The 15,065-nt window shown below is 58.4% G+C and carries 11 protein-coding genes; all 11 read left to right on the top strand.

Annotation, left to right across the window (positions count from 1 at the left end):
- Window positions 1-53 precede the first annotated feature (53 nt).
- The 11 genes from KI611_RS04830 to KI611_RS04780 all read left to right on the top strand — a co-directional run bounded on the left by KI611_RS04830 (window position 54) and on the right by KI611_RS04780 (window position 14,992).
- Window positions 54-1,292: a class I SAM-dependent methyltransferase gene (locus KI611_RS04830; protein ID WP_226418695.1), complete on the top strand. Its 1,239-nt coding sequence runs from the start codon at window positions 54-56 to the stop codon at window positions 1,290-1,292.
- An 81-nt stretch (window positions 1,293-1,373) separates the two neighbouring features.
- Window positions 1,374-3,053, top strand: a complete 1,680-nt coding sequence (locus KI611_RS04825; protein ID WP_226418694.1) for a B12-binding domain-containing radical SAM protein — start codon at window positions 1,374-1,376, stop codon at window positions 3,051-3,053.
- Window position 3,054: 1 nt separating this feature from the next.
- Complete coding sequence (locus tag KI611_RS04820) at window positions 3,055-4,212, top strand: FkbM family methyltransferase (RefSeq protein ID WP_226418693.1); 1,158 nt, start codon at window positions 3,055-3,057, stop codon at window positions 4,210-4,212.
- The gene (locus KI611_RS04815; RefSeq protein ID WP_319002337.1) at window positions 4,199-5,326 is read left to right on the top strand and encodes a glycosyltransferase family 2 protein; all 1,128 of its coding nucleotides are present in this window, start codon (window positions 4,199-4,201) and stop codon (window positions 5,324-5,326) included. The genes KI611_RS04820 and KI611_RS04815 overlap by 14 nt, the downstream gene beginning before the upstream one ends.
- Complete coding sequence (locus KI611_RS04810) at window positions 5,323-6,546, top strand: radical SAM protein (RefSeq protein WP_226418692.1); 1,224 nt, start codon at window positions 5,323-5,325, stop codon at window positions 6,544-6,546. The genes KI611_RS04815 and KI611_RS04810 overlap by 4 nt, the downstream gene beginning before the upstream one ends.
- Window positions 6,539-7,039, top strand: coding sequence for an NUDIX hydrolase (locus KI611_RS04805; RefSeq protein WP_226418691.1), 501 nt, complete (start codon window positions 6,539-6,541; stop codon window positions 7,037-7,039). Before KI611_RS04810 ends, KI611_RS04805 begins: the two co-directional genes overlap by 8 nt.
- A gap of 13 nt (window positions 7,040-7,052) precedes the next feature.
- Window positions 7,053-8,078 (top strand): radical SAM protein, encoded by a 1,026-nt coding sequence (locus tag KI611_RS04800; RefSeq protein ID WP_226418690.1) that lies wholly within the window; start codon window positions 7,053-7,055, stop codon window positions 8,076-8,078.
- Window positions 8,079-8,172: 94 nt separating this feature from the next.
- A complete protein-coding gene (locus tag KI611_RS04795) occupies window positions 8,173-9,294 on the top strand; it encodes a radical SAM/SPASM domain-containing protein (protein WP_226418689.1) in 1,122 nt (373 codons plus the stop codon).
- 14 nt (window positions 9,295-9,308) lie between these two features.
- The gene (locus tag KI611_RS04790; protein WP_226418688.1) at window positions 9,309-10,103 is read left to right on the top strand and encodes a hypothetical protein; all 795 of its coding nucleotides are present in this window, start codon (window positions 9,309-9,311) and stop codon (window positions 10,101-10,103) included.
- Window positions 10,104-10,292: 189 nt separating this feature from the next.
- Window positions 10,293-11,345, top strand: coding sequence for an NAD-dependent epimerase/dehydratase family protein (locus KI611_RS04785; RefSeq protein ID WP_226418687.1), 1,053 nt, complete (start codon window positions 10,293-10,295; stop codon window positions 11,343-11,345).
- Window positions 11,342-14,992, top strand: coding sequence for a glycosyltransferase (locus tag KI611_RS04780; protein WP_226418686.1), 3,651 nt, complete (start codon window positions 11,342-11,344; stop codon window positions 14,990-14,992). The genes KI611_RS04785 and KI611_RS04780 overlap by 4 nt, the downstream gene beginning before the upstream one ends.
- Window positions 14,993-15,065: the final 73 nt, after the last annotated feature.

Here is a 15,065-nt window from a genome sequence, read left to right as displayed (position 1 = left end):
CTTTATTAGTAGAACAACCAGCGCTGACTGCATTAAATCTTGAGGATCGGTTGATGAATTTCCCTGACAATAAAAAAATTGTCGCTGTGCGCCCGATCGTTGACGCCGAGCCACTTCTTGCCGATGTCACCGCCATCCTCTGGAATGCACCGCGGGAAGCCGTTCAGGCAAAACTCCCGCCGCCTGCGCAGGACGATCCGTTTGATTACACCATCGGGATGGCCTCCGAAGAGAGCGCCTTTGTCTGCGGCCTGATTCGCGAGCGCAGCCCGAGGAAAGTTCTGGAGGTTGGCGTAAACAAAGGGGGGAGCACGGCTGTTCTGTTAAAAACCCTTGATTTGTTGGAGTCCACCGCACTGCTTCATGCGGTTGACATAAACGCCGACTTGCCGGCCAAGCAAACCTTGAAACTATTTCCCGAGTTGCTCGACCGGCTGAGCTTGCATTGCGGACGCGACATTTCTGCGTACCTCGAAGATATCGGTGGCGATATCGATTTCTGCATCCTTGATACCGCGCACTACCTTCCCGGAGAAGTTCTCAACTTTCTCTGCATTCTGCCGTACCTGAAAGACGGCGCAACGGTCGTCATTCACGACCAGGTTCATCATTTTGACGTGGACAGCCCGGACACCCGCCTGTTCGGCTCATCTGCAATGATTGCCTGCCGGGTTCTGCACGATACGGTCGTCGCGGACAAGCTGGTTCCGGACTTCGCAGAATTCAACAAGTTTCACACACCGAACATTGCATCATTTACCGTCACCGAAGATACCCGGCGCTATGTTCGGGATTTGTTTTCGGCACTCATGCTGCCGTGGCGATTGTTGCCCAGCAAAGAGCACCTGAACGACGCAGCGAAATCCATAAAAATGAACTACCCGCCGCATTACTTCGATTACTTTATTGAAACCATCAGGCGACAAGCAACCTATCACATGAATCGCGTCGATTCTGCCAGCGCTTACTGGCAATCAATCATGCAGGAAGCGCAAATCAAGCATGGATCGGCGCATGTTGCATTTTATGGCGCCGGCGGATACTGCAAAAACCTGCTCGAATCCATTCTGCCGCGAGACCTTTGGCCGGCCATGGTTTTCGACAAGAAGCCAAGTGCTGATTCGGGTCTGCCGATTCCGATCCACGGCAAAACCAAGCTTGAGGATTTGAATCAGGCCATATCCGTCCTGATCATCACCAGCGTTGCCCATAATGAAGAAATCTACGCGGAGCTATCGGCGGAACCGGGGCTTGGTTTCGAGATCGTGAATCCGTTCAATCCAATTCAATAAATGCATTTCTGCATATCTTTTCAAAGATTGCCGAAACGCTAAAAAAATATCAGCCACCTTGCCCCAATAACAGAAAAGCCAATGGAAAGAATCCTCTTCGTCGTTCCGCCGAACATCACCTTTGACGATTTCGTCAGGCCGCCGGGCAACGTGGGTACGGTCAGGCTGGGACAATCCGACAAGAATTTTGGCTCGGTGATCACCGACATCCCGCTCGGCATCATCTCGCTGAGCACCTATCTGAAGAAACACCTGGAACTGACGTCGATGGCCATCGACTTCAACGTCCAGTTGCTGAAGGAATCCGATTTCGAGTTCGGCGATTTCAGAAGCTATTTCCGCCAGCATTTTCTCGCCGGGAAATACGACGAATTCAACCCCACGGTCGTCGCCATTTCCGCCCAATTCACGTCCTCCTACCACAGCGTCGTCGATATCGCCGCGGTGTGCCGGGAGCGCTTCCCCGAGGCGACGATCCTGGCCGGCGGAAACCTGGTGACCGCAATGTATCGGGATTTCTTTGCCGATTCGGCGTGCATCGACGCCATCTGCTTTGGCGAAGGAGAACTGCCGCTGCGCGATCTGCTGCTGGCGACGGACAGGCCGGCGCTGATCGCCAGCCACAATTCGTGGATCTCGCGCGAGAAGGTCCCGGTCGTGGGCAACCCTTTCCAGCACACCTTCATCGAGGATCTCGACGACATCCCTTTCCTCGACTACGACATCCTCGATCTCGATGGCTACCGCCTGAACCCGACGCTGTCGCGTTATGCGGTCGGCGCCGAGAGCGCTGGCGCGCTGGCCATCATGACCTCACGCGGCTGTCCCTTCAAATGCACCTTCTGCGCTTCCTATCAGGCCCACGGCCGGAAAATGCGTTACTACAGCGAACAGCGGGTGGCCGAAGACATAGACCAGATCATTGCCCGCTACGGCATGAAGAGTTTCATCATCCAGGACGATCACTTCATGGGCGGCCGCGAGCGCCCTTACAACATCGTTGCCGCGATCAAGGAACGCGGCGGCGCGATCTTCTTCCAGAACGCACTGGCGCTGTACGCGCTCGACCGGCGCTTTCTCCAGCTGTTGAAGGACACCGGGATCGACGAGCTGGTCCTGCCGGTCGAATCGGGCAGCGCGCGGGTCCTCAAGGACGTGATGCACAAGCCGCTCAAGCTGGACATCGTCAAGCGCGTCATCGACGACTGCCGGGAGATCGGCATATTCACCGACTGCAATATCATCGTCGGCATGCCGGGCGAAACGAAGGCCGACATCGACGAAAGCCGCGAGTTTCTGAAAGGGGTTTACGGCGACTGGTTCCGCGTTTTCGTCGCCACCCCGATCCCCGGCAGCGAAATGTACGACGAAGCGATCGACAAGAAATATTTCGTGAACAGTCCGGTGAACGCGAACTACAAGCGAGCCGTAATCGAAACGCCAGACTGGTCGGCCGAGTTCATCCAGCACATCAGTTACGCGATGAACATCGAACTCAATTTCGTGCACAACTCGAACGTCCGCCTGGGCGACGATCGGAAAGCACTCGACTGCTTCGAGAAAGTCCTGCGGGTCAAGCCTGACCATGCAATCGCCTGCTTCTATGCCGGGTCTTGCCTGCAACGCATGGGCGAGCCGGAAAAGGCGGCGCAATACCTGGAAAAGGCGCGAAATTTCGCAGCTACCAGCACGTTCTGGACACCCTACATCGAGATGTTCGGGATTCCCGTTTTCCCCGATGCCCAGCCGGAAGCAGCCTGACATGGGGGCAGCCGCGTCCGCACTGCGCACTGCCCTGGAAGCCGAATTCGCCGCTCCCGCCGCCACGTCGGAAAACTCGATCGGGGCGGGGATCCTCGCTGGCCGGCCAATCGTCGTCTACGGCGCCGGAGAGTGTAGCCACTGGTTCTTCGAGATCGCCATGAAGATGCACGGTTGCCAGCCGCGCGCCGTGCTCGACCGCTCCTTCGCAAATGGTGGACTGTGGCAGGGCATCCCCGCCTTCGCGCCGGACGATTACCGGCCGAGCATCGAAGAGCAGCGGGATGGGCTGGTCGTGATCTGCGTCGGCAACCGCGCCCTGCATGGCGAAATCCAGGCCTGTCTTGCCCGGCTCGGCTTCGCCCATGTCGTCTTCCTGCACGATATCTACGAAATCCATAACCCGTTCAATCAGCCCCCGGAAGCTGCCCTCCGGGGCCTCGACTATTTCCGCGAGAATCGTCAGCGCATCCTCAGCGCCTTCGATCTGCTGGCCGACGACGAAAGCCGGATGGTCTATCTGCGCTTCCTGCAAACCCACATGCAGCGCAAACCCGCAGCGATGCCGCAGCGGCCCCGCGACGAGCAATATTTCCCGCGCGACATCCCCCTGTCCCGCGGCCACGGCAGCTACGTCTGCTGCGGTGCCTACGACGGCGACACCGTGCGCCTGCTGCAGCAGACTTGCGGCAAGGTCGACACCATTGCCTGCTTCGAGCCGGAGCCGCATATCTACGCACGCCTGACCGAGTATCTGCAGCACCATGCCGCGGCGCTGGCCGAGAGAATTCTGACCTGGCCCTGCGCCGTCTATGGCCACAGCGGGCAGATGCCTTTCCGCCGCGGCGACGGATTGGGTTCGCGGATCAGCGACCAGGGCAGCTCTGTGGTTCAGTGCGTGACCCTCGACCAGGCGCTGCCCGGCCTGCACCCGACCTTTATTTCGATGGATGTGGAGGGCGCCGAACCGGAGGTGCTCAGGGGAGCCGAGCGGTTAATCCGGGAATCGGCGCCCGATCTCGGCATTTGCGTCTATCACTCAGCCGACCACGTCTGGGAAATACCGCTCCAGCTTGCCGCCCTGGATATCGGATACAAGTTCTACCTCCGGAATTACACCGGTTTTGCCATCGAAACGGTGCTCTATGCCAGCCGTTGACACCAACATGACCAGCCTCCGGAAGCCGCCACGGGTCAGCATCGTCATGCCGGTCTTCAATGCGGCACGCTTTCTTGCCCTCTCGATCGGCAGCGTCATCGACCAAACGATGGGTGACTGGGAGTTGATTCTGGTCGACGACGGATCGTCCGACGAGAGCGCCCGGCTGTGCGCGGACCATGCCCGGGACTCCGCAAGGGTCCGTCTTATTGCCCAGCAGAATGCCGGCCCGGCCGCGGCACGCAATGCCGGTGTTCGTATCGCGGCCGGCGATTTCATTTTCTTTCTCGATGCCGACGATCGCCTGCCGCCGGACGCCTTGCTGCAGCTATTGTCGGCGGCCGACACCGAGCACGCCGACATGGTGCTCGGAAATTTCTACAAACAGGAAAACGATGCCTCCCCGGTACGCCAGCCGGTGGTATTCCGTCCCGGCGGGGAGCCTTTTGCCGGCCAGATGACGGTTCTCGCCGACGCAGCGCTGCTCGACTATATCCGCCATTTTTTGAACCATCCGAGCAACCACCTTGTCAGCTACTGCTGGGCTCGTCTGTACCGGCGCTCGGTCATTGTTGAACAGGCGCTTCAGGCGGACGAAAACATGCGTCTTTTTGAAGATTTTGCTTTCAATCTGGCGTTTCTCGGCAAGACGCGACGGCTGGTATTTGTTAACCAGCCGGTTTACGTGTATATCCTTCGCACCCGTCACATTTCGGCCAGCATGTCGATCCTCAACGCAGCCAGCCTTGCTTCGGACATGCAATCATTCAGGAAGACTATTGACCGCTTCATGACGGAAATTGGCGTCCGGCAAGATCTGGCACAGCGCGTGCGGCATGAAGTTGGCCATACGCTCGTCCATTACGCGCTAATTTTCATCATCAGAACCTGCCGTCAACTCAACTCGGCGAGCCGGCCCGCGATAATCCGGGAACTGCGCACATTCATCTCCGCACCCATTCTGCGCGAATCGCTGCCCTGCTACACGCCGCGCCCGGGCAACAGCCGACTGCTGCCGGCGCTGATCAAACTCAAGCTGGTCCGCCTGCTGGCCGTTATGGCCAAGATCAAGGGCAAGCAGCGCTATGGAAAACTGGAAAACGCCAACACATGAAACAGCAACTTATTGATCGCCTGGCCCAATCCTCAAAGCCACTGGTGCTCAGTGGCGCCGGCATCGTTGGCGAAACCGTGCTGGCCTTTTGCCGGCAACGGGGTTGGCCGGTGGCTGCCGTCTGCGATGGCAGCATCAAGGTCGCCGGAACCGATTTCCATGGTTATACGGTCATCCATACGGCGGACCTCGGGCAACATTTCGACGACGCCCTGGTCCTGATTTCGGTGGCCGCGATCAAAGATGTCGTCGACCTGCTGCATAGCCAGGGCCTGGATGACTGGATCGCTGCCGGGCCGCTTCTCGAAGACATCGACACCCGGCAAGACGCGGCGGAAGTCGATTTCAGGAAATTCTCGATCGAAAGCTGCATCCTCTGCCACCAAGGCTTTCTGGAACCTGAAAAGGTGTTCCTGCGCAGTGTCGACATCATCATCACCGAGCGCTGTTCGCTGAAATGCAAGGATTGCTCGAACCTGATGCAGTACTACGAGGAGCCGCGCAACGTTCCGCTCGATCTGATCTACCAGTCGATCGATGCCCTGTGCTCGCTGACCGATGAAATCATGGAACTGCGGGTCATCGGCGGTGACGCCTTCATGAACAAGGAATGGCCCAAGGTTGTCGACCGGCTGATCGGCGAACCCAAGGTCAAGCGGGTCGTCATTTACACCAACGGCGCCATCGTTCCCAAGGAAGAGCAGGCCACCCTGCTCGGCCACCCGAAGGTCATGACCGTCGTGACCGACTACGGGGTGCTATCGCGCAACATGGCTCCGCTGAAAACCTATTTCGACCGCCACGCCATTCCGCACAGAATCCTGACGATGGACTCCTGGCTCGATTGCGCCAGCATCGAAAAGCATAACCGTACACCGGAAGAGAACCTGAATGTGTACCAGGAATGCTGTGCGAAAAACATGTTGAGCCTCTCCGACGGCAAGCTCTTCCGCTGTCCATTTGCCGCCAACGCCGACCGGCTGGCCGCCGTTCCCGACATTCCCGGGGATTACGTCAATATCCTGGCCGTTAGCTCGGCATCCGGCGAAATGGCGCTGCGGCGCGAGATCAAGGACTATGTATTGAACAAGGATTACCTGGACATCTGCGATTACTGCAAGGGACGCCCATTGTCCGGCGACGAAGTCACGCCCGCCGTCCAGACCGCCAAACCCTTGCCGTATGTCAAATATCACCGCAGCGAAAACAGCCATGAATGACGCTTTGGCCAATGCCGTTCAAACGCTCGTCGATGCGGTGCCAGACCCGACGACCGGGCTTCCCGACGAGATTTTCTATTACATCAGCCGCACGACACCGCTGATCAACGTCGACCTGCTGATCAAGGACGCCGCCGGACGAACCCTGCTGGCCTGGCGCGACGACGTCCTTGCCGGTACCGGCTGGCATATTCCCGGCGGCATCGTCCGGTTCAAGGAAAGCATCGACGAGCGCATTCGGCAGGTCGCGCTCCGCGAAGTGGGGATCATGGTCGACTTCGACCATGATCCTTTAGCCATCAACGAGATGATTCACCGGGATCGGGAGCTGCGCGGCCATTTCATTTCCCTGCTCTACAACTGTCGGCTGGAAGCTACGTTCGTTCCCGAAAACCGCGGCTTGACGCCTGGCGACGCCGGCTACCTGGCCTGGCATGACGCCTACCCGGAAAACATGATCGCGTACCATCACGTGTACCGGAAATATATTTGATCGCCCGACGACCATGACGACATCTATCAAAGCCAAGGATATCAGCGGCCAGGCCCCGGGCGGCACCCGACAACGCCTGGCCCAGGCGCTGCCCCTCGATACGCCCTATGTGGTGCAGATATTCCCGGTCTATGCCTGCAATTTCAAATGCGGGTACTGCCTGTTTTCTGTGGACAAAGCGGAGCGCGGTTTCATCTCCGACACCAATCTGATCGACTTCGAGCTGTACCGGAAATGCGTCGATGACATGACGCATTTCCCCAACAAGCTCAAGGTTCTGCGCTTCGTGGGTATCGGCGAACCGCTGCTGCACAAGAAGATCATCGAGATGGTGGCGTATACGGTCGACCGGCAGATTGCCCAGACCGTCGAAATTGTCACCAACGGCGTCCTGCTCGACAAGCGAATCGTCGATGGCCTGGTCGGCGCCGGGTTGACGCGCCTGGTGATCTCGATCCAGGGCACAGGGCAGGAGAAGTACTTCGAAGTGGCCGGCGCCCGAATCGATTTCGACAAGTTTATCGATAACCTGGCCTATCTGTGGGCCAACAAGGGCGATACGCACGTTTATATCAAGATCATCGACACCGCCCTGAAGGACGAGGCAGATCGCGCCTTCTTTTTTGAGAAATTCGGCGGATTATGCGACTCGATCGCCGTTGAAAACACCGTACCGATCCACAAGGCGATCGATTTCAGCCAGATTCTCGGCAAGAAGGGCAATCAGCTTACCCAGTTCGGCTTGCCGATGCATAACGTCGCGATCTGCCCGCAACCTTTCTTTCACTTGCAGATCAATCCTGATGGGAAAGTGGTGCCGTGCTATTCCTGGGACTACCCGGCCATTCTTGGCGACTGCAATCACGAAAGCGTGACCGACATATGGAATGGCCCGGCATTTGCAGCCTTCCGCCGCGCGATGCTGGAAGGGGTAGGCAAAGCCTCGCCGGTCTGCGTCGATTGCAACATAATCAAATACCGCTGGTTTCCGGAAGATGACCTGAGTGCCGATGCCGAGCGGCTCAAGGCGGTTTATTGAGGCCGCCGGCAGGATTCAGGCAAGCACGGCGAAGCGCAAGGCGTATCGTCACCGGCCGCAGAAAGCAGTTTGAAGAATTAAAGAGGAGCAGGACATGAATAAATTGGAGGATCCGGCGGATCAATTGCTGACCCCGGCAGAAAAGGAACGGAGAAATGGTCTTCGGGCACGGAAACCTTATGTCGCCAATAAACTGGCGGCGATTTCCGAGATGGAAGCCCGCGGCGAGATAAGTCCGATTATCCGGCTGGAAAAAAGCTATCTGTGCAATTTCGAGTGCACCCATTGTTCGGCCGAGTATTACATGGACCGCCACTTGAAAAAGGTATTCAAGATCAAGGATACCCGCCAGAAAATGGATCTCGACGATGTGCGCGCGCTCTCCCGGCAAGCCGACGAACTCGGTCTGGGGCGATTCGTCATTACCGGTGGCGAGCCTCTGGTGATGAAGGATTTTGATGCGGTGGTCGAGGCGATCGATCCGGAAAAACACTATGTCATTACCGATACCAACGGCTGGTTCCTGGATCTGAAAAAAGCGCGGCACCTGAAGGAAATCGGTGTCGAAAAGGTACAACTGTCGATCGATAGCTTCATTGCCGAGGAACATGACGCTTTCCGGAACAAACCGGGCTCCTACAAACGCGCCATGCGGGCCATCGACGCCACCCAGGAAGTCGGACTGAACCTGATCATTCAGACGGTAATGGTCAAGGGACGGGCCAGGATGAAGGAATTCCGGGACTTCTGCGAATTCACGACGCAACGCGGTATCGGGCTGTATGTTTCCTATGCCAAGCCGACCGGATCGTGCACCGTGCACCCCGAGTTCGTCATCGACAAGGAAGAGGCGGACATCATCAGGGAACTGGAGAAGGAGTTCAACGTCTTCACCCACATGACGCCATCGTATGGTTCGTACAAGGGCTGCATTACGGTCAAAGGGATCATTACCGTGACCTCGACCAGCGAGGTCACGCCCTGCCCTTACATCGATTTCTCGCTGGGCAATCTCCGGGAAACCCCGTTGAAGGAGATCCTGGCACGCGGCATGCGCAATCCCTGGCTCGGGCCTTATCGTCCGGACTGCCTAATCGGCGAAGATCTGAAATTCATGCAGATACACGCCGCGAAGACCGAGGGCGCGGTTTTGTTGCCCGTGCCATGGGGACAGGGATTCTCCGACCAGGACAGCCTGGCCGGACCAGTAAAATGAAGGAGAGCTCGCATTTGACCGATACACACAGCAATCTGCCCGAAAGTCTTTTTGACGAGTACGGCAGAAAAATCCCCGGGCCGCTAACCCAGCCCGTCAATCAAGTTTCCCGGCGCTACTTCCGGATCGAGCAGCCGGAGATCGATTACGGCGCAATCTTTACGCGCATTTCCCTCCATCTCGGCAGCCCCTTGTCGCTGACCGGCGATCAGTTCGCCGCACGGGCCAAAGCGATCCTGGCCGGTCTGGCGCAAACGCTGGCGCTGGCGAACATGGCGCAGGGCGTTCATGTGCCATTTTTCTTGCCGAGATACAGTCATCCGGACCTCGGCGAGGCAATCGAACAATGCCACGTCCCTGCCGTCGGCTCCGCTTTCGCGGAAGCCTTCCCGCAATATCGTTTCGACAATCACGACAAGCTGGGGGCGGCAGGCAAGCTCAAGATTCGGCCCGGCTCGCGCCATCAACGGTTGATCGAGAAAATGGCCGAGACGGACGTGGTCGGCTATTACTTTCCCTGCCTGACCGAGTTTTCGCTACCTGCCGTGCAGGAGCAGATGGCCACCTTGCCGGAAAACCTGCTGCTGGCTGGCGGCTACGACACCTGCGCGGCATTGGTTGGCTCGCCTGGCCTGTTGCAACGGCGTGACGGCTATCCGAACCTGCTGTGGCTTGCTGCAACGCAAACCGAGAAAGAAGGTGTCGATTATTATTTCGAGGCATACGGCCAGAATCTGACCTTCAATCGGCGCGCCCATTTCGGGCAGGTATCCGAATACTGGGCAAGCGGACTGGTCGTTCTCGGATAGCCGGAACGGGGGCACAGGAGCCAGATCCCGCGTTCGCTCCCGGCTCGACAAGAGCCGGGCGCCACTGCCCCCTGGACAGACCGTTGCACCAGTCAAAACACTGCGCGTCCATCCTCATTTCTCTTTGAGGCGATCGCGCATTAACCTTGGAAATCGCGTTCCTTGTTACCTGAAAGACCACCGCCAAGCATGGCTCATCCCCTTGCCGACGACCTTGACGAGATACTCCGGCGGGCCGCCGACCAGTGGGAGGAGTTGCGCGGACAAAGCATCTTCGTTACCGGCGGCACCGGCTTCTTCGGCAAGTGGCTGCTTGAAAGTGTGCTCTGGGCCAACCATCGTCTGGCCCTTGGCGTGCGGGTCGTGGTGCTGACGCGCGACAAGTCCCATCTCCTGAAGCACCTTCCGCACCTCGCCGAAACAGAAGCCGTCCGTTTCATGCAGGGAGATATTCGTACGTTCCCCTTCCCCGAGGAAAAGTTTTCGCATGTCATCCACATGGCAACGACTTCGGCGGAAGCGACGTTCAGCGGCGAAAAGCCCCTCGAGAAATTCACGACATCCTGTTTGGGTACCCAGCGCGTTCTCGAATTCGCCGCCCGGTGCGGCGCACAGAAATTCCTGCTGACCAGTTCAGGCAATGCCTACGGGCCGACGACCGGTGAAACCACGGCAATAACCGAAGACAATCCGGGCGCACCCGATCTCGACAACCCGGTGTCCTCAGCCCTCGGGGAGGGGAAAAGGGCTGCCGAGTTGCTGACGCGCATCTACGCCAACGACTATGGCTTCGAAGCGAAGATTTGTCGTTGCTTCAGCTTTATTGGCCCGTATTTGCAGACCGACCTTCATTATGCGGCGGGCAATTTCATCAGGGATGCCGTCGCCGGAAGACCAATACGTGTCCGCGGAGATGGGACACCGCTCCGCTCCTTTCTTTACCCCAGCGATTTGATGGTCTGGTTGCTAAACCTGCTGGCCCGAGCCCCTTCCGGACGTTTATATAACGTCGGTTCGGACGAGATAGTATCGATCGGCGAACTGGCCCGAAAAATAGCCGCCCGAACCGGGACGAGCGTTATCATCGAAAACCAGAATCGGCCACTGGAAACCTCCAGCCCGAATATCTACGTTCCGTCGATATCCCGGATCAAGCGTGAACTAGGCCTCACCGTCGAGGTCGATCTGGATACAGCGATCGACCGATCAATTGCCTTCTACAAATCGGTTTATCCAAATTGACCAGCCAGCCAGAAAACAGGGATTTAAGTCTTTTCGACTCGGAACGGGCGCCCTATTACATTTACGCCTACGATTATCGACATTCTTCGGCCGGCATCCGGAACCTGCATTATCTCTGTCATGCGCTCAACGAACTTGGCCACGAAGCCTACATCGCCAACGCGACGGTCACCTCGGAGTATCTGAGAACCCCCCTGCTCGACGAATCGATCGTCCGACGCCATTTCCTGGCCGGCCGAACGCCAATCGCCCTGTACCCCGAAGTCGTTGCCGGCAACCCGCTGAATGCGCCGGTGGTCGCGCGGTGGTTGCTCAATGTGCCAGGCAACCTGGGGAATGAAAACACCCTGAACGCAGACAACCCGATCTTCTACCATCTGCCCTGGTGCCTGCCCGCCGGCGTGGTCGGCCATCAGCTCTACATTCCAAGTACCGATACCCGGATCTTTCACAACAATGACAACCCCGACGATGCCAAGCGTTCCGGCTTCTGCCGATATGCCAACAAATACCTCGCCTCGGGCAGGAAAATCCGGCCGGAACATCTGGCGTACAAAAGCCTTGGTCATGAAGTCTCGCTAACGCCGGAAGAGATCGCCGCCATTTTTCGCCAATCGGAAGCGCTCTACTGCTACGAGCGCTCGGCAATTATCGAAGAGGCGATGGCCTGCGGCTGCCCGGTCCTGCTGATCGACTCCGACTATTGGCGAGTCTTGCCGATCGAGGTCACCGAACCTGGCGTGACGGTCGATAGTGGTCCGGAGTCGCTGGCGCGAGTAAAAGCCGAGATTGGCGATCAGCCGGCGCGCCTGGTGAACCGCCAACAAATGGCCTGGGACGAAATACGCAATTTCGTCAGGCAGACACAATCTCGCGCGCCGGAACTGCTACACAAAAACCACGAATCGCTGTGGCAGATCGCCAAGGAACAGCGGCCACTGCACATCAACCATTTGATGCGCGAACTGGCCAATGCTCCGGGATATTCGCTGGCCAGGAAGGGAATGGCAGAGCGGGAAACAGCCCGGGATCCCGATGATTTTGCCTTGAGCGCGGCCGAACTGCAGATTTTGAACCGTCGCTCACTCGAGAGAAATGACAACCCGGCCTTTCATCTGATTGTCCTTGACGTCTCGGGAACTCCCGCCCTGATCGCCAGCACGCTGCGCGCACTCGGCAATCTTGTTTACGAGAAGTTGCTGATTACCGTTGTCTCGCCCCTTGGCCAATCGGAAATTGCTTGCCCGGTCAGCAGCGCAACCCAATGGCTCCAGTCAGTCCAGCATCCGGCGCTGGCCATCAACGGGGTAATCGGGGAATCACCGGCCGACTGGTGCGGCGTGATCCAGAGTGGCAACGAAATCGTGCCGCACGCCTTGCTTGCCGTTTGCGAATATCTGCATACCCGCCAGACCATCTCGGCGCTGTGCACCGACGAAGACCTGATCACCAAGCGCGGGACATTGGCCGGCCCGCAGTACACACCGGCCGACGATCTCGACACCGCCCTGGCAACCGGAAAAACCCGCGGCCTCTTGCTGGCCAGGCAAACGGTGTGGATGGCGGCCGGCGGCTGGCGGCGAACTGGCTACCAGCTGGAGGAGCTGGATGCGCGCCTGCGCCTCCATGAAACAGCCGGAGAAAATGCCTTCGGACATGTGCCGGGAATACTGCTCCATCGTCACCAGAACAATTGCCCACCGCTCGACCGGGATCCTCATCACGTCACAGAGACCCACAAACTGATCGTCAAGGGCCACCTGCTTCGTTCCAACATAGCGGCGGAGATTGAACCGGGGCAGATGCCGCATCTGTGCAACATCCGTCACGCACTGCCCAACCCGCCCAAAATCACCGCGATCATTCTCACCAAAGACAATGGGGCCGGACTGTCGGCCTGTCTTCGCTCGCTACACGACAAAACGGACTACCCCAATCTGGGGATTCTGGTCATCGACAACGGCACGACCGAGAAAAGTGCGCGCGCCGTTATTGACAATCTCGTCGCGTCGGCACCAGCCTCGATTCAGGTCGCCTCGTTCAACCAACCCTTCAACCTCGCCACCATGTGCAATGCCGCGGCCCAGGTTGCGACGGGCGAATTACTGCTCTTCCTGCACGACGACGTCGAAGCCCTGCACCCTGACTGGCTGAAGACTCTTGCCGCCCAGTGTCGCCGCCCGGGCGTGGCAATGGCCGGCGGGTGCCTGCTGACGGCCGACGGAAAAATACAGGAGGCCGGAATCGTTCCGCTACAGGTCGGTATCGTTGGCAATTCGTTCGCCGGCCTGGCCCAGAACAGCCAAGACCCGCTCGGACTGCTGCACACCGCCCACCCGGTTGCAGCCATCAGCGCGGCGTGCATGCTGGTCCGCCGCGACGTTTTCGAGGCGCTCGGCGGGATGGATGCGGCGAATTTCCCCAGCCGGGTGGCCGATATCGATTTCTGCCTGAAAGTCAGAGCGGCGGGGTACCAGATCATGTGGACCCCCTACGCCACGCTGCAACATGACAGCGATGGCACGACACAAGGGAACCGGCACGACAACGATGCGCTGCTGGCCAAATGGGGATCGCGATTGACCGACGATCCATGCTTCAACCCGCACCTGACGATCAACAGCAACCAGTTCGAACCGGAAACCGATCCGACCTTCCTGCCCGACCCGGTGACCTGGCACCCGCTGCCGAATATTTTCGCAGTCTTGACCGACGGCAACTGGACGGCAAAGGGGCGCCTCGAACAAACAATCGAAAGCGCCACGGAGCTTGGGCACATCCGCGGGCGGGTGGCAAAGTCCTTTCCGGCGCCGGTGCAAATCAAACGCTTGGCCATTGATACCGTCCTTTGCGCCGCGCCACTGACGCCACGGCAGCTGCGCGAGGTAGCGCGGTATCGGCAACTGCTCGGCTGCCGCATCGTGATGGATATCGATCAATTGTTCTTGCTCGAATTCGAGCCAGCCGATCCGTTGCGCCATATTCGCACCTGCCTCCACCATTTCGACCGCGATGTCGATCAATTCACTTGCTCAAGCGCCTGGCTCGTCAATCAGCTACCCAAATGGCGCGAACGCATACAGCTAGTCCCCGAGACGCTTGACGGAAGACGGTGGAGTTCCTTGTCCGGGAAGCCAATCCGGCGCAGCGAAAAAATGCGTATCGGCTGGCATGTCACGCCAGCCGATCGACAAGTCATTGCCCCCACGATCATCGAGCTGGCCGAAGAGGTCGACTGGATCCTTCTCGGCGAAGTCCCCGCCGAGCTGATTCCCTACGCAACGGAGCGGCATCAGGCGGTCGCCTACGACGACTTCCCCGCCAAGCTCGCCGGGCTCGATCTCGACCTGGCGGTACTACCGCTGGCCGTAACGGCCAAAAACCAATGTCGCAGCCATCTGGCCATTCTTGAATACGGCCACCTCGGCATCCCGGTTATTGCCAGCGATACTGCCGGCCACCAGACCGGACTGCCGATCGCTCTGGTGGCAAACACCGATCAGAACTGGTGCGCCGCGATCAGAAATCACTTGTCCGACCGCGATGCAAGCAAGCAGCAGGGTCAAGTCTTGAAACAACACGTCCACAGCCACTGGATGTTCGAACAACATCTCGATGGCTGGCTGCACACATGGACGAAAGCATGATGACCGGATTCTGAGATACTCCGGGGAATCAGCTTTGCCACATTTCCATCTCCCTCACCAAAACAAAAGGGCC

Source organism: Dechloromonas denitrificans (assembly GCF_020510685.1).
In the GTDB taxonomy this organism is placed as follows: Bacteria; Pseudomonadota; Gammaproteobacteria; order Burkholderiales; family Rhodocyclaceae; genus Azonexus; species Azonexus denitrificans_A.
Note: the sequence above shows the minus strand (reverse complement) of the source record. Positions and strands in the feature narration are given on the sequence as shown.